The 17,296-nt window shown below is 73.6% G+C and carries 18 protein-coding genes; 13 read left to right on the top strand and 5 right to left on the bottom strand.

All coding sequences use genetic code 11. The annotated features are described in order from the left end of the window. The 4 genes from rfaE2 to UW392_RS21930 all read left to right on the top strand — a co-directional run. Window positions 1–563: D-glycero-beta-D-manno-heptose 1-phosphate adenylyltransferase (gene rfaE2, locus UW392_RS21945; RefSeq protein ID WP_320776777.1), on the top strand; the 563-nt coding region annotated here is incomplete at its 5' end. Between the two features lie 569 nt (window positions 564–1,132). Next, window positions 1,133–2,047 carry a glycosyltransferase family 9 protein gene (locus UW392_RS21940; RefSeq protein ID WP_414496558.1) on the top strand — a complete coding sequence of 305 codons (915 nt, stop codon included), beginning with the start codon at window positions 1,133–1,135 and terminating at the stop codon, window positions 2,045–2,047. Further along, window positions 2,044–2,961, top strand: a complete 918-nt coding sequence (locus UW392_RS21935) for a glycosyltransferase family 2 protein (RefSeq protein ID WP_320776775.1) — start codon at window positions 2,044–2,046, stop codon at window positions 2,959–2,961. Before UW392_RS21940 ends, UW392_RS21935 begins: the two co-directional genes overlap by 4 nt. After that, entirely contained in the window at window positions 2,958–3,854 is an 897-nt protein-coding gene (locus tag UW392_RS21930; protein WP_320776774.1) for a glycosyltransferase family 2 protein, read from the top strand. Before UW392_RS21935 ends, UW392_RS21930 begins: the two co-directional genes overlap by 4 nt. A gap of 31 nt (window positions 3,855–3,885) precedes the next feature. Here the strand turns inward: UW392_RS21930 and UW392_RS21925 are convergent, their stop codons facing one another. Further along, the gene (locus tag UW392_RS21925; protein WP_320776773.1) at window positions 3,886–4,797 is read right to left on the bottom strand and encodes a polysaccharide pyruvyl transferase family protein; all 912 of its coding nucleotides are present in this window, start codon (window positions 4,795–4,797) and stop codon (window positions 3,886–3,888) included. Between the two features lie 126 nt (window positions 4,798–4,923). Here UW392_RS21925 and UW392_RS21920 point away from each other — a divergent pair, with 126 nt between their 5' ends. Further along, on the top strand, window positions 4,924–6,594 hold the full coding sequence (locus tag UW392_RS21920; protein WP_320776772.1) for an AMP-binding protein: 1,671 nt from the start codon (window positions 4,924–4,926) through the stop codon (window positions 6,592–6,594). Window positions 6,595–6,640: 46 nt separating this feature from the next. On the opposite strand, the gene UW392_RS21915 is transcribed toward UW392_RS21920, so the two are convergent. Further along, window positions 6,641–7,033, bottom strand: a complete 393-nt coding sequence (locus UW392_RS21915; RefSeq protein WP_320776771.1) for a hypothetical protein — start codon at window positions 7,031–7,033, stop codon at window positions 6,641–6,643. Window positions 7,034–7,202: 169 nt separating this feature from the next. Between UW392_RS21915 and gcl the strand changes: the two genes are divergently transcribed. Continuing rightward, window positions 7,203–8,987, top strand: a complete 1,785-nt coding sequence (gcl, locus tag UW392_RS21910; protein WP_320776770.1) for a glyoxylate carboligase — start codon at window positions 7,203–7,205, stop codon at window positions 8,985–8,987. Window positions 8,988–9,068: 81 nt separating this feature from the next. Here the strand turns inward: gcl and UW392_RS21905 are convergent, their stop codons facing one another. The 3 genes from UW392_RS21905 to UW392_RS21895 all read right to left on the bottom strand — a co-directional run bounded on the left by UW392_RS21905 (window position 9,069) and on the right by UW392_RS21895 (window position 11,587). After that, window positions 9,069–9,311: a hypothetical protein gene (locus UW392_RS21905; RefSeq protein ID WP_320776769.1), complete on the bottom strand. Its 243-nt coding sequence runs from the start codon at window positions 9,309–9,311 to the stop codon at window positions 9,069–9,071. 516 nt (window positions 9,312–9,827) lie between these two features. Beyond that, window positions 9,828–10,718: a 2-hydroxy-3-oxopropionate reductase gene (locus UW392_RS21900; RefSeq protein ID WP_320776768.1), complete on the bottom strand. Its 891-nt coding sequence runs from the start codon at window positions 10,716–10,718 to the stop codon at window positions 9,828–9,830. Window positions 10,719–10,747: 29 nt separating this feature from the next. Continuing rightward, window positions 10,748–11,587: a TIM barrel protein gene (locus tag UW392_RS21895; protein ID WP_320776767.1), complete on the bottom strand. Its 840-nt coding sequence runs from the start codon at window positions 11,585–11,587 to the stop codon at window positions 10,748–10,750. Between the two features lie 136 nt (window positions 11,588–11,723). On the opposite strand from UW392_RS21895, the gene UW392_RS21890 reads away from it, so the two are divergent. The 7 genes from UW392_RS21890 to UW392_RS21860 all read left to right on the top strand — a co-directional run bounded on the left by UW392_RS21890 (window position 11,724) and on the right by UW392_RS21860 (window position 17,238). Continuing rightward, window positions 11,724–11,978: a hypothetical protein gene (locus UW392_RS21890; protein ID WP_320776766.1), complete on the top strand. Its 255-nt coding sequence runs from the start codon at window positions 11,724–11,726 to the stop codon at window positions 11,976–11,978. Beyond that, entirely contained in the window at window positions 11,975–12,343 is a 369-nt protein-coding gene (locus tag UW392_RS21885; protein ID WP_320776765.1) for a helix-turn-helix domain-containing protein, read from the top strand. The genes UW392_RS21890 and UW392_RS21885 overlap by 4 nt, the downstream gene beginning before the upstream one ends. A 149-nt stretch (window positions 12,344–12,492) precedes the next feature. Further along, window positions 12,493–13,005, top strand: a complete 513-nt coding sequence (uraD, locus tag UW392_RS21880) for a 2-oxo-4-hydroxy-4-carboxy-5-ureidoimidazoline decarboxylase (protein WP_320776764.1) — start codon at window positions 12,493–12,495, stop codon at window positions 13,003–13,005. A gap of 3 nt (window positions 13,006–13,008) precedes the next feature. Further along, window positions 13,009–13,419: a hydroxyisourate hydrolase gene (gene uraH, locus UW392_RS21875; RefSeq protein ID WP_320776763.1), complete on the top strand. Its 411-nt coding sequence runs from the start codon at window positions 13,009–13,011 to the stop codon at window positions 13,417–13,419. Window positions 13,420–13,426: 7 nt separating this feature from the next. Next, window positions 13,427–14,335, top strand: coding sequence for a factor-independent urate hydroxylase (pucL, locus tag UW392_RS21870; protein ID WP_320776762.1), 909 nt, complete (start codon window positions 13,427–13,429; stop codon window positions 14,333–14,335). Window positions 14,336–14,404: 69 nt separating this feature from the next. Then, window positions 14,405–15,817: a nucleobase:cation symporter-2 family protein gene (locus UW392_RS21865; protein ID WP_320776761.1), complete on the top strand. Its 1,413-nt coding sequence runs from the start codon at window positions 14,405–14,407 to the stop codon at window positions 15,815–15,817. Window positions 15,818–15,858: 41 nt separating this feature from the next. After that, entirely contained in the window at window positions 15,859–17,238 is a 1,380-nt protein-coding gene (locus UW392_RS21860) for an 8-oxoguanine deaminase (RefSeq protein ID WP_320776760.1), read from the top strand. Window positions 17,239–17,296 lie beyond the last annotated feature (58 nt).

The raw sequence follows: 17,296 nt of genomic DNA, 5'->3' as shown, positions 1-17,296 counted from the left end.
CCGTCGAGGGCGCCGTCGGCGCGGCGAGCGCGTTCGTCTCGGCGGGCGGCGCGGGGGCCCTGCCCCGGGCGGACGCCCGCCCCCGGCACGTGCCCCGCCCGGACGACGACGATCCGCACGTGCTCGCCACCCGGGTCCGGGCCCAGCACGGGACGGTCGTCGCCGCCGGCGGCTGCTTCGACCTGCTGCACGCCGGGCACGTCGGGCTGCTCCAGGCCGCCCGGCGGCTCGGCGACTGCCTGGTGGTGTGCGTCAACTCCGACGCCTCCGTCCGTCGTCGCAAGGGTGAGGGCAGGCCCGTCAATCCGGTCGCCGACCGTATCCGGGTGCTGCGCGCCCTGGCCTGCGTGGACGCCGTCGCCGTCTTCGACGAGGACACGCCCGAACGGCTTCTCGCCGGTCTGCGTCCCGATGTCTGGGTCAAGGGCGGGGATTACGCGGGGGCCGAGATTCCCGAGGCCGCGCTGCTGGAGGAGTGGGGTGGGCAGGCGGTGCTTCTCCCGTATCTCGACGGGCGCAGTTCCACGGCCCTGCTGGCCAGGGCGGCGGAGGACGCCCGATGACGCCCTCCTCCCCACCGGGGGTGCGTTTGTCGCCTGCCTGCGGGTGCGCCGTGGCCGCTCGCGCAGTTCCCCGCGCCCCTTACGGGGCACGACGCCGGGCGGCCGTCTGCGGGTGCGCCGTGGCTGGCCGCGCAGTTCCCCGCGCCCCTTACGGGGCGCGTTCGGAGGCCGCCCCGGTGAGGGCCGCGGTGCCCCGTGCCCCGTCAGAGACGCGAGAAACCGCGCGCTCAGCCACCACGGACCCGCGAGCGATCACCGGCCGTGCCCCGTCAGGGGCGCGAGGAACCGCGCGCTCAGCCACCGCGAACCCGCGGGCGATCACCGGCCGTGCCCCGTCAGGGGCGCGAGGAACTGCGCGCCCAGCCACAGCGGACCCGCGGGTGGTCACTGGGTGTGCCCCGTCAGGGGCGCGAGGAACTGCGCGCTCAGCCACAGCGGACCCGCGGGTGGCCACCGGCCGTGCCCCGTCAGGGGCGCGGGGAACTGCGCGACCAGCCACAGCGCACCCGCAGACAGCCGCCGGGCCTGCCCGTCATGGGGCGCGGGGAACCGCGCGACCGAGGGTGCTCGTGCTGCGAGCCCTCGGGCTCGGGGACCTCCTCGCCGGCGTGCCGGCCCTGCGGGCGCTGCGGCGGGCCTACCCAGGACACGAACTCGTGCTGGCCGCGCCGGAGGACCTGGCGCAGGTCGTCGCCGCCACCGGCGCGGTCGACCGGCTGCTGCCCGCCGCCGCGCCGGGACGGGCCGTACCCCAGGCGCTGGACTGGACCGGCCCCCCGCCCGACCTCGCCGTGGACCTGCACGGCAACGGCCCCGCCAGCCTCGCCCCGCTCGCCGCCCTGCGCCCCGGCGGCATCATCGCCTTCGCCGCGGACGACGGCCCGCCCTGGTACGCCGAGGAGCACGAACGCGACCGCTGGTGCCGCCTGCTGACGGCCCACGGCATCGACGCCGACCCCGCCGACCTCCTGCTGCCCCGCCCCGCGACGCCCTCCCCGGCCCCCGGCGCGGTCGTCGTGCACCCGGGCGCCGGCGCCCCCTCCCGCCGCTGGCCCGTGGAGCGGTACGCCGCCGTCACCGAGGCGCTGCGCGCGCGTGGCCTGCGGGTCGTGGTGACCGGCGGTCCCGACGAGGCCGACCTCGTGGCCCGGCTGGCCAAGCGGACCGGCCTGCCCGACACCGACGTCTTCGGCGGCGGACTGCCGTACGACCGGCTCGCCGCGCTCGTCGCCCACGCGCACGCCGTCCTCAGCGGCGACACCGGCGTCGCCCACCTCGCCGCCGCCCACGCCGCCCCCTCCGTCACCCTCTTCGGCCCCGTGCCCCCGAGCCGCTGGGGCCCGCCCGCGCACCCCCGCCACCGCGTGCTGTGGCACCCCGGCCCGGACGGCGACCCGCACGGCGACACCCCCGATCCCGCGCTGCTGCGCATCACCGCCGGTGAAGTCCTGGACGCCGTCGACGCCCTGAGCGAGGCACCATGAACCACCCCCTGCCGACCGCCGCCCCCGAGCGGCACCGCGCCGACCGCCCCCGGCACGCCCCCGTCGGCGTCGTCATCGCCACCCGCAACCGCTCCGCGAGCCTCGCCACCACCCTGCGCCGCCTCCTCGACCTGCCCGAACGGCCCGAGATCCTCGTCGTCGACAACGCCTCCACCGACGACACCCGCGCCGTACTGGCCCGTGACTTCCCCCAGGTGCGTGTCCTCGCCCTGCCCGCCAACCGGGGCGCCCTCGCCCGTACCGACGGCGTCCGCGCCCTCGACACCCCCTACGTGGCGTTCAGCGACGACGACTCCTGGTGGGCGCCCGGCGCCCTCGGCACCGCCGTCCGGCTCTTCGAGGAGCACCCGCGGCTCGGCCTGCTCGCCGCCCGCACCCTGGTCGGCCCCGCCGAGTACGCCGACCCGCTCAACGGCGTCCTCGCCGGATCCCCCCTCGGCGGCGCAGCCGACCTCCCCGGCACCCAGGTCCTGGGCTTCCTCGCCTGCGCCTCCGTGGTCCGCCGCGCCGCCTACCTCGACGCGGGCGGCTACCACCCCCTGCTCTTCTTCGGCGCCGAGGAGACCCTCCTCGCCTACGACCTCGCGGCCCGCGGCTGGGGCGTCACCCACTGCCCCGAGGTGACCGCCCACCACCACCCGGACCCCGCCCCGCGCACCGGCCGCCCGGCCGTCCAGCGCCGCAACGAACTCCTCACCGCCTGGCTGCGCCGCCCCCTGCCGCACGCCCTGGCCCGCACCCACGCCCTCGTCGCCGAGGCCCGGCGCGACCCGCACGCCCGGCGCGCCCTGCGCGAGACCCTGTCCCGGCTGCCCGCCGCGCTGCGCGACCGCAGGACCCTGCCGCCGCACGTGGAACGCGCCGCCCGCCGCCTGGACGGGAGCACGGCATGACCGACCCGCGCACGACCGTCGTCGTCATCACCCACAACCGGCGGGACGAACTCCTGCGCACCCTGGACCACCTCGCCGCCCTCCCGGAACGCCCCGCGGTGGTCGTCACCGACAACGGCTCCACCGACGGCACCTCCTCCGCCGTCGCCCGCCACCACCCGCGCGTGAGGCTGCTGCGCCCCGGCCGCAACCTCGGCGCCGTCGGCCGCAACCTCGCCGTCCGCCAGGTCACCACGCCCTACGTCGCGTTCTGCGACGACGACTCCTGGTGGGCGCCCGGCTCCCTGGCCGGCGCCGCCGACCTCCTCGACACCCACCCGGCGATCGGCACCGTCACCGCCCGCATCCTCGTGGAGCCGGAGGGGACCGAGGACCCCATCGTCGAAGAGCTGCGCGACTCGCCCGTGCCCGGCCCGTCCTGGCTGCCCGGCCCCGCGCTCGGCTCCTTCCTCGCCGCCGCGACCGTCCTGCGCACCGGCGCCTTCCGCGCCGCGGGCGGCTTCAACCCCCGGCTCTGGCTGGGCGGCGAGGAGGAACTGCTCGCCGCCGACCTCGCCGCGGACGGCTGGTGGCTGATGTACGCCGACCACCTGACCATCCACCACCAGGCGTCGGCGGTCCGCGACGCGCGCCTGCGCCGCACCCACGGCATCCGCAACACCCTGTGGTTCACCTGGCTGCGCCGCCCGGCCGGCTACGCCCTGCGCCGCACCCTGCACCTGGCCCGGACCGTCCCCCGCGACACCGCCTCCCTGCGCGCCTTCGCCGAGGCGGCCGCCGCCCTGCCCTGGGTGGTGCGCGAACGCCGGGTGCTGCCGCCCGACGTCGAGGCCCGGCTGCGCACCCTGGAGCCGGTCCAGCGCGACTCCACGGCCCGCAGCTACATCGGCTGAGCCGCCTGCCCCCGTCCGCGCCGGCCGGCCGTCAACCGGCGGACGCCGCGTCGAGTGCCGCCACCAGGCGGTCGGCCCCGTCCGGCACGGCCCCCGCGCCGAAGCCGGCCGCGATCCGCCGGGCCTCCTCGGTCCCCTCGGCCAGGCACCACCGCCACCACCGTTCCAGCGCCCCCGGCGCCAGCTGTTTGCAGGGCACCAGCGCGGGCCAGCCGCAGGCCCGCGCCTGCGCGGTCACCTTCGCCCCGCCCGCCACCGGGTCCACCACCAGCGCCGGGACCCCGGCGCGCAGCGCCAGGACCAGTCCGTGCAGCCGGTCGGTGACGACCAGGTCGAGCCGGGACAGTACGGCCTCCAGCTGCCCCGGCGTGGCGCACAGCCGCCAGTCGCGGGTGTCGAGCCGGGTCTCCAGCTCCAGCCGCGCGCAGTCCTTGCCGCCGAGCCACCCGGTCACCGCGTCGGCGACCTCGCCGTGCCGCCGCCGGCCGCCGTACTCCCGCTGCCCGTGGGTGAGGATCACCCCGACCGCCGGTACGGCCCGCAGTCCGGGCGCGCGGGCCGCCAGGTCGGGTGTCGGCCCGGCGCCGGGGGCGTCCCGCACCAGCACCCGGTGGAACCCGGTGACGGCGGGGGAGTCCGGGTCGACCACGGAGACACCGACCGCGATCCGCACGCAGTGCGCGAACCGCCGGTGCAACTCCTCCACCTGCTCGCCGTGCGCGGGCCCGCAGACGAAGACCAGGTGGGAGTAGGCCGCCGGGTCCACCCCGGCGAAGTGGAGCCCGTCGGCACGGAACCCGGGGCTCCACACGGTGTCGTGGGCGAGCCCGGCCGCCCGCAGCACGGCCCGGACCCGGTCCAGCGCCAGCACGTCCCCGGCGGTCGCCTCCCCGTGCAGGAAGCTGAACCACCCGGTGACGAGGATCTTGCGTCGTCCGTGCACAGTGGCGGCCGGGTGCCCTGGCCGGCAGGGGGCATGCACCCCCGTTCGGGGGTGGTGCGACCCGCGGCGCGGACCGGAAGATGGCACCGAGCCGCCCGGCGATGGTCCGGCACCCAGGAGGACACGATGACCACGGCGACACAGACCTTCCGCGAGGCACGGGACTTCCTGCTGCACCACCGCGAGGACTGGTCCACCGCCTACGAGGGCTTCACCTGGCCCCGCCCCGAGCACTTCAACTGGGCGCTGGACTGGTTCGACGTGATCGCCGAGGGCAACGACCGCACGGCGCTGCACATCGTGGAGGAGGACGGCACCGAGACCGTCCGTTCCTTCGCCGAGATGTCCGCGCGGTCGGACCGGGCGGCGAACTGGCTGCGCGGGCGCGGTGTCGCGGCCGGGGACCGGGTCCTGGTGATGCTCGGCAACCAGGTGGAGCTGTGGGAGACGGCCCTGGCGGCGATGAAGCTGCGGGCCGTCGTCATCCCCGCCACGCCGCTGCTCGGACCGGCGGACCTCCGGGACCGGGTGGAGCGGGGCCGGGTCCGGCACGTCGTCGTCCGCGCCGGGGACACCGGCAAGTTCGCCGAGGTCCCCGGCGACTACACGCGGATCGCGGTGGGCGGGGCGCCGGACGGCTGGGCGCCGTACGAGGAGGCGGACGCCGCCCGCGGCACCTTCACCCCGGACGGGCCGACCCGGGCCGACGACCCGCTGATGCTGTACTTCACCTCCGGCACGACCGCCCGCCCCAAGCTGGTCGAGCACACCCACGTCTCGTACCCGGTCGGGCACCTGGCCACGATGTACTGGATCGGCCTGAAGCCGGGGGACGTGCACCTGAACATCTCCTCGCCCGGCTGGGCGAAGCACGCGTGGTCCAATCTGTTCGCGCCGTGGAACGCCGAGGCGACCGTCTTCCTGCACAACTACACGCGCTTCGACGCGGCCCGGCTGATGGCGGAGATGGACCGCGCGGGTGTCACCACCTTCTGCGCGCCGCCGACGGTGTGGCGGATGCTGGTCCAGGCCGACCTGAGCCGGCTGGCCACCCGCCCCCGCGAGGTCGTCGCCGCCGGTGAACCGCTCAACCCGGAGGTGATCGAGCAGGTGCGCCGGGCCTGGGGCGTGACGGTACGGGACGGCTTCGGGCAGACGGAGACGGCGGTACAGGTCTCCAACAGCCCCGGGCAGGTGCTGAAGACGGGGTCGATGGGCCGGCCCAGTCCCGGGTACCGGGTGGAACTGCTCGACCCGGTCACCGGCGCGCCCGGCGCGGCGGAGGGGGAGATCGCCCTGGACCTGTCGGCGCGTCCGGTGGGCCTGATGACCGGCTACCACGGCGACCCGGAGCGCACGGCCGAGGCGATGGCGGACGGCTGGTACCGCACCGGGGACATCGGCTCCCGGGACGCGGAGGGGTACCTGACGTACGTCGGCCGGGCGGACGACGTGTTCAAGGCGAGCGACTACAAGATCAGTCCGTTCGAGCTGGAGAGCGCGCTGCTGGAGCACGAGGCGGTGGCGGAGGCGGCGGTGGTGCCGGCCCCGGACGCGCTGCGGCTGACGGTGCCGAAGGCGTACATCGTGCTGGCGGCGGGCTGGGAGCCGGGGGCGGACACCGCGAAGGTGCTGTTCGAGCACTCGCGGGAGGTCCTCGCCCCGTACAAGCGCATCCGGCGGCTGGAGTTCGGGGAGCTGCCGAAGACGGTGTCGGGCAAGATCCGCCGGATCGAACTGCGGGAGGCGACGGCCGCGGGGTCCGGTGCGGAGTACCGCGAGGAGGACGTGCGCTGAGACCCGTAGGGCGGCCGGACCTCCCAGAAGACGCGGCGGACCCGGGCTAGCCGCGGGACGCCGCGGCGTCCAGGGCCGCGGCCGGGCCGTTCACCGGCCGCGGCCCGTCCGCCGGGTCGAGCACGAACAACCCGACCGGCAGCAACTCCGCGCGGGCGCGCACCTCCTCGGCGTACCCGGTGAGCGAGAAGTGCAGACACCGCGCGGACCGCGTCATGGCCGTCAGCCACAGGCACTCCACGTCCCGCGCGGTCACCGGCGCGCCGGTCGGGTCGACCAGGGCGAGCATCCCGCGGCCCGCGAGCCCCACGCCGGTCGTCAGGCCCCGCCGCGCCCGGTGCAGATCCCGGTGGCCCAGCCGGGCCAGATACCGCTCCACCGCCGCGACCGTGTCGGGGGAACCGCCGGCCGGGCAACGCACCCCGTGGGTCTCGGTCATGACGTCATCTTCCTCCCTTGACGGCCTTCAGCCCCCCACTTACATTACTTCCAGAATATAGAAAGTCACTTTCGGCATACGGAAAACGCATACGGAAAACGCGTACGGAGAACACCCACCGCGGGCGCGACGGGCTTGTGACATCCGACCGGCGAAGCAGGAGTACCCGATGGCTCGTATGACCGCTGCCCGCGCGGCAGTCGAAATCCTCAAGCGCGAGGGCGTCGTGGACGCCTTCGGCGTGCCCGGCGCGGCGATCAACCCCTTCTACGCGGCGCTGAAGGCGTCCGGCGGCATCGCCCACACCCTCGCCCGGCACGTCGAGGGCGCCTCGCACATGGCCGAGGGCTACACCCGTACCCACCCGGGCAACATCGGCGTCTGCGTCGGCACCTCCGGGCCGGCCGGCACCGACATGATCACCGGCCTGTACTCGGCGACCGGCGACTCGATCCCGATCCTCTGCATCACCGGCCAGGCGCCGACCGCGGTGATCCACAAGGAGGACTTCCAGGCCGTCGACATCGCCGCCATCGCGCGGCCGGTCACCAAGATGGCGGTGACCGTGCTGGAGGCCGCGCAGGTCCCCGGCGTCTTCCAGCAGGCGTTCCACCTGATGCGCTCGGGCCGTCCCGGGCCGGTCCTCGTCGACCTGCCCATCGACGTGCAGCTCACGGAGATCGAGTTCGACCCGGAGACGTACGAGCCGCTGCCGGTCTACAAGCCGGCCGCGACCCGCGCCCAGGCCGAGAAGGCGCTCGCGATGCTGGGCGCGTCCGAGCGCCCGCTGCTCGTCGCGGGCGGCGGCGTCATCAACGCCGACGCGAGCGACCTGCTCGTGGAGTTCGCCGAACTGACCGGCGTCCCCGTCGTGCCGACCCTGATGGGCTGGGGCGTGCTCCCCGACGACCACGAGCTGAACGCCGGCATGGTCGGCCTCCAGACCTCGCACCGCTACGGCAACGCGACCTTCCTGGAGTCCGACTTCGTCCTCGGCATCGGCAACCGCTGGGCCAACCGCCACACCGGCAAACTGGACGTCTACACCGCCGGACGGACCTTCGTCCACGTCGACGTCGAGCCGACCCAGATCGGCAGGATCTTCGCCCCGGACTACGGGATCGCCTCCGACGCCAGGGCCGCGCTGGAGCTGTTCGTCGAGGTGGCCCGCGAGCTGAAGGCCGCCGGACGGCTCCCCGACCGCTCCGCCTGGGCCGCCGCCGCGCAGGAGAGGCGGGCCACCCTCCAGCGCCGCACCCACTTCGACGACATCCCGATCAAGCCGCAGCGCGTCTACGAGGAGATGAACAAGGCGTTCGGGCCCGAGACCCGGTACGTCTCCACCATCGGCCTCTCGCAGATCGCCGGCGCCCAGATGCTGCACGTCTACCGGCCCCGGCACTGGATCAACTGCGGTCAGGCGGGCCCCCTCGGCTGGACCGTCCCGGCCGCGCTCGGCGTGGCCAAGGCCGACCCCGACGCCCAGGTGGTGGCGGTCTCCGGCGACTACGACTTCCAGTTCATGCTGGAGGAGCTGGCCGTCGGCGCGCAGCACAAGATCCCGTACGTGCACGTCCTGGTCAACAACTCCTACCTGGGCCTGATCCGCCAGGCGCAGCGGGCCTTCGACATCGACTTCCAGGTCAAGCTGGAGTTCGAGAACATCAACTCGCCCGAGCTGGGCGTCTACGGCGTCGACCACGTCAAGGTCGCCGAGGGCCTCGGCTGCAAGGCGATCCGGGTGACCGACCCGGCCGAGCTGGGCGCCGCCCTGGAGCAGGCCAAGAAGCTCGCCGCCGAGCACCGGGTGCCGGTCGTCGTCGAGGCGATCCTGGAGCGCGTCACCAACATCTCGATGTCGGGCACCAACGACATCTCCGACGTGGTGGAGTTCGAGGAGGTGGCCACCGAACCGGGCCACGCCCCGACGGCCGTCAGGACGCTGAAGGTCTGAGCCGCGGCGCCCCTCGCGGGAGAGCGGGAGAGGGCGGCCCGTCCCTGTGCGGACGGGCCGCCCTTCCGCGTGCGGGCTGCCTCAGTCGTCGTGCAGGCCCGGCCAGTGGTGCGGGCCGCCGCCCTCCCACTCGACCAGGTCGCTGCCCTCCACGTCGGTGACGTAGCGGTCGGCCAGGCGCAGGATCTCGGCGACGTCGTCGACGTGGGCGGCGACACCGAGCGTCTCGTCGCCCGAGGTGACCGCCCGGGAACCGTCGAGCGCGGGGGCCCGGACGACGACGTGCGGGTGGTCCGGGGAGGGCGGGGGAAGCGGAGGGGCCATGTACTCAGGCTGCGGCGGACGGGCGCGGTCCGCACCCGGACAGCAGGGAGAGGGGCGCCGGATGCACGAGCATCCGGCGCCCCTCTCCCTGACCGGTGGTCCGGGACCGCGGCGGCCGTGACGGGTCCGGGGTCTCCTCCCCTCAGGTCGTAGGAGGAGACCCCGGCCCTTCACCACCGCACTGGCTCACGCCGCCGCGGTCCTCGGTCCCGCCCGCGCGGTCCACCGGCCGGCCACCCCTCATCCGGGCCGTCCGGTGTCCGCCGCGGGCCACGCGCCCGGCGTCCGGCCTCCCCGCCGTCACCGCCGCGCGCGAGCTCGCAGGCTCTCGAAGAACATCGTGGGACCTTCCGTACGTCGAATCGGCGGAAAGTCGTTTCCGCTTCGTGGAGCCTAGGTTCGGAGGGTGGCGTCGTCAACGGTTTGTTGACGTGGGTTCCGGGCGGCGCCGCACGCTCGGGCGCGACAGGACTGGTGTCAGCGCGCGACGCCGCCCGGAAGTCTGGGAGGGGCCGGTCAGACCCGGTCGCCGGAGAGGCGCTCTACGGACCGCAGCAGCGCGGAGTGGTCCAGGCCGCCGTCGCCCTGCGCGCGCAGGGAGGCGACCAGCTGCGCCACCACGGCGCCGACCGGCAGGGCCGCGCCGACATCGCGGGCGGCGTCGGTGACGATGCCCATGTCCTTGTGGTGCAGGTCGATGCGGAAGCCCGGCTTGAAGTCGCGGGCGAGGAAGTTGTCCTTCTTCCGTGCCAGCACGGTGGAGCCCGCGAGGCCGCCGCCCAGCACGTCCAGGGCCGCCTTCAGGTCGACGCCGGACTTCTCCAGGAAGACCACCGCCTCGGCGCACGCCTGGATGTTGACGGCGACGATGAGCTGGTTGGCGGCCTTCACCGTCTGGCCCGAGCCGTGCGGGCCGCACAGCACGACGGTCTTCCCGAGCACCTCGAAGAGCGGCTTCGCCTCGTCGAAGTCGGCCTGCTCACCGCCGACCATGATGGACAGCACGGCCTCCACCGCGCCGGCCTCACCGCCGGAGACCGGGGCGTCCAGGACCCGGACGCCCTTGTCCTTCGCGGCCTTCGCCAGGTCGACGGAGGTCTGCGGGGTGATCGAGGACATGTCGATCAGCAGGGCGCCGGAGCGGGCGTTGGCCAGGATGCCGTCGGGGCCGTAGGCGATGGCCTCCACCTGCGGCGAGGCGGGGACCATCGTGACGATGACGTCGGCGTCGCGGACGGCCTCGGCGATCGAGCCGGCCGCGGTCCCGCCGGCCGCCGTCAGCCGGTCCAGCTTCTCCTGCTCCAGCGTGTACCCGGTGACCCGGTAGCCCGCCTTGATCAGGTTCTCGGACATGGGGGAGCCCATGATGCCGAGACCGACCCAGGCGACGGTGGGGAGCGTGCTCATGACGGTGCCTCTCGGTACGGGGGTGGTGGTCAGCGGGCGGCGCGGGCGGCGGGCGGCAGCCAGCCGAAGGACTCGGCGCCCGGACGGTCGCCGGACTTGTACTCAAGGCCCACCCAGCCGTCGTAGCCGGCCTTCGTCAGCAGGCCGAGCAGGTCGGCGAGGGGCAGCGCGCCGGTGCCGGGGGCGCCGCGGCCGGGGCTGTCGGCGATCTGGACGTGCCCGGTCCTCGCGGCGTACCGCTCGATCACCTCCGGCAGGTCCTCGCCGTTCATGGCCAGGTGGTAGAGGTCGAGCAGGAACGTGGCGTTGCCCAGTCCGGTGGCCTCGTTGACCTTGTCGACGACGCCGACCGCGGCCGGCGCGGAGACCAGCGGGTACAGCGGCGACTCGGCCTTGTTGAGCGCCTCGATCAGCAGCACGGCGCCGATCCGGTCGGCCGCCCGCGCGGCGAGGACGAGGTTCTCCAGGGCGAGCGCGTCCTGCTCGGCGGGGTCCACGCCCTCGACGCGGTTGCCGTAGAGGGCGTTGAGGGCCCGGCAGCCCAGGGACTCGGCGAAGCCGGCGGCCACGTCGACGTTGGCGCGGAACCGGTCCGACTCCTCGCCCGGCAGCGACAGGGCGCCGCGGTCGGGGCCGGGAAGCCGCCCGGCGTAGAAGTTCAGGCCCGTCAGCCGTACGCCCGCGTCCTCCACCGACCGCCTCAGCGCGTCGAGTTCGGACCGCTCGGGGGTGGGCGAGTCGGTCCAGGGCCACCACAGTTCGACCGCGGAGAAGCCGGCCGCGGCGGCGGCCGCGGGGCGTTCCAGGAGCGGCAGCTCGGTGAAGAGGATCGACAGGTTGACGGTGTAGCGCTGGTCTGCGAATCCCATGAGGGGACCGCGCCCCCTTCCACTTCAGATTCCGTATAGCGGAATACTATTTCTGTCTACTGGAAGATTGCCGCCGGATCTCGGAGCTTGTCAAGAGGGGTCGGCGTAATCCGGGGCCGCGCGTTAGGTTGAGCGCGTGCGATTGAGAGTGGAGTTCACGACCGAACCCTTCGACCTCGACGAGGCACCCGCCCACGCGGTGGTCGCCCGTGAGGTCATCGAGGCCGCCGAGCTGGACGAGGTGGACGTCGGCCCGTTCGGCAACACCGCCGAGGGCGGCGCGGACGCGGTGCTCGCCGCCCTCGACGCGCTGCTCCGCCGCACCCTCGAAGCGGGCGCCACCCGGATCTCCCTCCAGGTCAACGTCGTCGCGGCGGAGGACGAGCGGTGACCGGCGCAGCCGACGAGCCGTTCATCGCGGCCGTCAAGCCCCTGGTCGACGCCATCGGCGCGGAACTCCTCCCGCCGGACGAGGCCGGCCGCGACGACGTGGTGCTCTCCTGGGGCGGCGAGGAGGTCGTCGCCGTACGGCTGCCGCAGCTCGCCGACTCCCTCGACCACATCCTGGCCGCGATGGAGCGCCGGCGCGGTGTCCCGCTGGCCGAACTGGACCGCAAGGCCAAGCAGGAGGTGGTGCGCGGCCTGGAGGCGCGCGGCGCCTTCTCGGTACGGCACGGCGTGGAGACCGTGGCCGGCGCGCTCGGCGTCAGCCGCTTCACCGTGTACAACTATCTCAACCGCGAGAAGGGTGTCTGAGCAGGCACTTCTTTCTCGGGAGCGCACCGCCGTCCGTTCATCGGGCGGCGGTTTTGTTTACTCCGAATTTTCAACAAACTGTTGACGGTGTGTTTCCTAGGGCGTTAGCTATCGGCACGCCACGTCAGCACAAGGCCACGGAGGCCCCCGTGACGACCACTTCTCCGCCACCGGGCCTGGCCCGATTCAACACCCTCGCACCGGACGCCGCCCGCGCCGCCCTGCACGAGGCGTGCGCCGCCACGGCCTGGGGGGAGCGCCTGCTCGCCGCCCGCCCCTACGCCACCGAGGCGGACCTGTACGCCGCGAGCGACGCCGCGACGGCGGCACTGACCGCGCCGGACCTCGACCAGGCGATGGCCGGTCACCCGCCGATCGGCCGCCCGAAGCCGGGGGACCCCACGTCCTCCCGCGAACAGGCGGGCATGGCGGGCGCGTCGGACGCCCTCAAGGCCGAGATGCTCGAACTCAACCTGGCCTACCAGGAGAAGTTCGGCCATGTCTTCCTCATCTGCGCCACCGGCCGGACCGGCGAGCAGCTGCGGGACGCGGTCGAGGAACGGATCGGCAACTCCCCCGAGGAGGAACGGGAGATCGTCCGCACCGAACTGGGGAAGATCAACCGCATCCGACTGGCCCGACTCGTCGAACAGGACGCCTGACCCATGAGCACCAGCACCACCGCCTCCGTGTCCACGCACATCCTGGACACCAGCGTCGGCCGCCCCGCCGCGGGCGTCGCCGTCCGCCTCGCCGCCCGCGCCGGCGCCGGCGCGGACTGGCGGCCGCTCGGCGGCTCCGCGACCGACGCCGACGGCCGGTGCAAGGACCTCCCGGCGCTGCCGGAGGGCACCACCCACGTACGGCTCGGCTTCGACACCGAGACGTACTTCGCGAAGAGAAACCAGCATCAAGCCGCGGCCCAGCAGGACGCCCCCGCGCTCCGGGACAGCGAGAACGGCCGGCCGGTGTTCTTCCCCGAGGTCACCATCGCCTTCGCGGTGGTGCCGGGCGAGCACTTCCACGTTCCGCTGCTGCTCAACCCGTTCGGCTACTCCGTTTACCGAGGGAGCTGACCGATCAATGACCCGTTTCGTCCTGGGACAGAACCAGTACGGCAAGGCAGAGAACCGCGTCGTCAAGATCACGCGGGACGGCGACACCCACCACATCAAGGACCTGAACGTCTCCGTCGCCCTCTCCGGTGACATGGAGGACGTCCACCGCAGCGGGTCCAACGCGAACGTCCTGCCGACCGACACCACCAAGAACACGGTGTTCGCCTTCGCCAAGTTGCACGGCATCCGGAGCGCCGAGGACCTCGGCGTCCGCCTCGCCCGGCACTTCGTCGACGGCAACGAGCCGATCCACCGGGCCCGCATCCGCGTCGAGGAGTACGGCTGGGAGCGGATAGCGACCGCCAAGGACGGCGCCCACTCCTTCGTCCGCAAGGGCCAGGAGACCCGCGTCGCCCAGATCACCTACGACGGCCACGGCATCCAGGTGCTCTCCGGCTTCAAGGACCTCACCGTCCTGAACTCCACCGACTCCGAGTTCTTCGGCTACCTGAAGGACAAGTACACCACCCTGCGGGAGGACCACGACCGCATCCTCGCCACCACCGTCTCCACCTGGTGGCGGCACAACTGGGACGGCGTCGACCAGCACGCCCCCGACTGGGACCGCTCCTACGACGGGGTGCGCGAGCACGCGCTCCAGGCGTTCGCGGAGACCTACTCCTACTCGCTCCAGCAGACCCTCTTCGAGATGGGCGTACGGGTGCTCGACTCCCGTGACGAGGTCGACGAGATCCGCTTCTCCATGCCCAACAAGCACCACTTCCGCTCGGACCTGTCGCCCTTCGGGATCGACAACGAGGCCAAGGACGGTGCCGTCTACTACGCCGCCGACCGCCCCTACGGCCTGATCGAGGCCACCGTCCTGCGGGACGGCGCCGACCAACTCATCCCGGTCGACATGACCAACCTCTGACGCGGGACGCGCGTCCCCGGCAGCGCCGGACACCGGCCGCCGGGGACGCGTCACACCGGAGGGAACACCATGGCACAGCCTGCAAAGGGGCCGGCGAAAGCCCCCTGTTCCACCCCGCCGGAGCACACCGAGGACGCCGTCACGTCCGTGCATCCGGTGGACGAGAAGCTCCACCCCTCGCGGCTCGTCCCCGCCGCGCTCCAGCACATCGCCGCGATGTACGCGGGCGTCGTCACCCCTCCGCTCATCATCGGCCAGGCCTGCGGTCTCGGCCTGGAGGCCCGCACCCGCCTGATCGCGGCCTCCCTGATCGTCGCCGGGATCGCGACCCTGCTCCAGACCATCGGCGTCAAGGGCTTCGTCGGCAACCGCCTGCCGTTCGTCAACGCCGCCTCCTCCGCGGGCATCGCCCCCATCCTCGCCATCGCCGAGACCAACGGCCGCGGTGAGCAACTTCCCGCCGTCTACGGAGCGGTGATGGTCGCCGGTGTCTTCTGCCTCGCGGTCGGCCCCTTCTTCGGACGGCTGCTCCGCTACTTCCCGCCCCTGGTCACCGGCGTGGTCATCACCCTCATCGGCGTGACGCTGATGCCGGTCCCGGTGGGCTGGGCGCAGGGCGGCGACGAGAGCGCCGCGGACTTCGGCTCCATGGCCAACCTGGGCCTCGCCGCGTTCACCCTCGTCGTCATCCTCCTGACGCAACGTTTCGGCAAGGGCTTCCTCAAGCAGGTCGCCCTGCTCTTCGGGCTGTTGACCGGCACCCTCGCCGCCATCCCGTTCGGCATGGCCGACTTCCAGGCCATCGGCTCCGCGCCCGTCGCCGCGCTGCCCACCCCCTTCGCCTTCGGCTCCCCCGTCTTCCAGCCCGCCGCGATCCTCTCGCTGTGCATCGTGATGCTGGTGCTGATGACCGAGTCCAGCGCGAGCATGCTGGCCCTCGGCGAGATCTGCGACCGCCGCGCCGACGCCCGCACCATCACCCGCGGCCTGCGCACCGACGGCCTCGCGACGCTGATCGGCCCCGTCTTCGGTGGCTTCCCCACCTCGGCCTTCGCCCAGAACGTCGGCGTCGTCACCCTCACCCGGGTCCGCAGCCGCTACGTCGTCGCCGTCGCCGGCGCCACCCTGCTGGTCCTGGGCGCCTTCCCGGTCCTCGGCGCGGTCGTCTCCCTGGTCCCGATGCCGGTCCTCGGCGGCGCGGGCATCGTCCTCTTCGGCTCCATCGCGGTCAGCGGCATCCGTACCCTGTCCGAGGCCGGACTCGACGACAGCTCCAACATCATCCTGGTCGCCGTCGCCCTCGGCGCCGGCATCATCCCGCTGGCCGCGCCGGCCTTCTACGCCGGCTTCCCCGCCTGGGCGCAGACCGTGCTCGGCTCCGGCATCAGCGCGGGCGCGATCGTCGCGGTCACGCTCAACCTGTTCTTCCACCATCTCGGCACCCGGAGCGCCTCCACGGCTCCGGCACTCAAATCCTCCTAGGGTCCTGCCGTGCCCAGCCCACGATGAGAAAAGGACGCACCATGGCAGCAGACCGGCGCATCGTCATCGAGAACGGCGCGATCGCGACCGTCGACGCCCAGGACACCGAGTACGGCACGGGACACGTCGTCATCGCGGACCACCGCATCGAGTCGCTCGGCGCGGGGCCGGCCCCCCGGGACCTGGAGAACGTCGTACGCCGCATCGACGCCTCCGGCCACCTCGTGACCCCCGGACTGGTCAACACCCACCACCACTTCTACCAGTGGATCACCCGGGGCCTGGCCACCGACCACAACCTCTTCGACTGGCTCACGGCGCTCTACCCGACCTGGGCCCGCATCGACGAACCAATGGTCCACGCGGCCGCCCAGGGCTCCCTCGCCATGATGGCCCGCGGCGGCGTCACCACCGCCATGGACCACCACTACGTCTTCCCGCGCGGCGCCGGCGACCTCTCCGAGACGATCATCTGCGCCGCCCGGGAGACCGGCGTCCGCTTCACCCTCGCCCGCGGCTCCATGGACCGCGGCGAGTCCGACGGCGGGCTGCCGCCGGACTTCGCCGTGGAGTCCCTGGACGACGCGCTCGCCGCCACCGAGGAAACGGTACGGCGCCACCACGACCCGTCCTCCGACGCGCTCACCCAGATCGCCGTGGCCCCCTGCTCACCGTTCTCGGTCTCCACCGAACTGATGCGCCAGGGCGCGGAACTTGCCCGTCGACTCGGCGTACGGCTGCACACCCACGGCTCGGAGACGGTGGAGGAGGAGAAGTTCTGCCACGAGCTGTTCGGCATGGGTCCCACCGACTACTTCGAGTCCACCGGCTGGCTCGGCGACGACGTGTGGATGGCGCACTGCGTCCACATGAACGACTCCGACATCGCCGCCTTCGCCCGCACCGGCACCGGCGTCGCCCACTGCCCCTCCTCCAACGCCCGCCTCGCCGCCGGAATAGCGCGCGTCCCCGACCTGCTCGCGGCCGGGGTCCCGGTCGGCCTCGGCGTGGACGGCACCGCCTCCAACGAGTCCGGCGAACTCCACACCGAACTGCGCAACGCCCTCCTGATCAACCGCCTCGGCACCCACCGGGAGGCGGCCCTCACCGCCCGGCAGGCCCTGCGCCTGGGCACCCACGGCGGTGCCACGGTCCTCGGCCGCGGCGCCGACACCGGCTCCCTGGAACCGGGCAAACTCGCCGACCTGGTGCTGTGGAAGCTGGACACCCTCGCCCACGCCTCCATCGCCGACCCGGTCGCCGCCCTCGTCCTCGGCGCCGCCGCCCCCGTCACCGCCTCGTTCGTCGGCGGCCGCCAGATCGTCGAGGACGGCCGGCTGCTCACCGTCGACGAGGACGCCGTCGCCCGCGCCACCCGCGACGAGTCCCGACGGCTCGCCCGGATCGCCGCCGGCGACTGAGCCGTACCCCGCGGAAACAGATTGACCTCCGGCCGGGAGGGACGGCTCCCGGCCGGCG

The organism is Streptomyces sp. CRN 30 (assembly GCF_034105845.1).
The sequence above is the reverse complement of the archived record's forward strand: the minus strand, read 5'-3'. Positions and strand labels throughout refer to the sequence as shown.

Bases quoted from the DNA above. Each gene is read 5' to 3' on its own strand.
- UW392_RS21900 (WP_320776768.1), bottom strand. From the start codon at position 10,718: ATGAGCACGCTCCCCACCGTCGCCTGGGTCGGTCTCGGCATCATGGGC.
- uraH (WP_320776763.1), top strand. From the start codon at position 13,009: ATGAGCACCAGCACCACCGCCTCCGTGTCCACGCACATCCTGGACACC.
- UW392_RS21920 (WP_320776772.1), top strand. From the start codon at position 4,924: ATGACCACGGCGACACAGACCTTCCGCGAGGCACGGGACTTCCTGCTG.
- UW392_RS21905 (WP_320776769.1), bottom strand. From the start codon at position 9,311: ATGGCCCCTCCGCTTCCCCCGCCCTCCCCGGACCACCCGCACGTCGTC.
- UW392_RS21935 (WP_320776775.1), top strand. From the start codon at position 2,044: ATGAACCACCCCCTGCCGACCGCCGCCCCCGAGCGGCACCGCGCCGAC.
- UW392_RS21915 (WP_320776771.1), bottom strand. From the start codon at position 7,033: ATGACCGAGACCCACGGGGTGCGTTGCCCGGCCGGCGGTTCCCCCGAC.
- UW392_RS21865 (WP_320776761.1), top strand. From the start codon at position 14,405: ATGGCACAGCCTGCAAAGGGGCCGGCGAAAGCCCCCTGTTCCACCCCG.
- UW392_RS21860 (WP_320776760.1), top strand. From the start codon at position 15,859: ATGGCAGCAGACCGGCGCATCGTCATCGAGAACGGCGCGATCGCGACC.
- UW392_RS21930 (WP_320776774.1), top strand. From the start codon at position 2,958: ATGACCGACCCGCGCACGACCGTCGTCGTCATCACCCACAACCGGCGG.
- gcl (WP_320776770.1), top strand. From the start codon at position 7,203: ATGGCTCGTATGACCGCTGCCCGCGCGGCAGTCGAAATCCTCAAGCGC.
- UW392_RS21895 (WP_320776767.1), bottom strand. From the start codon at position 11,587: ATGGGATTCGCAGACCAGCGCTACACCGTCAACCTGTCGATCCTCTTC.
- pucL (WP_320776762.1), top strand. From the start codon at position 13,427: ATGACCCGTTTCGTCCTGGGACAGAACCAGTACGGCAAGGCAGAGAAC.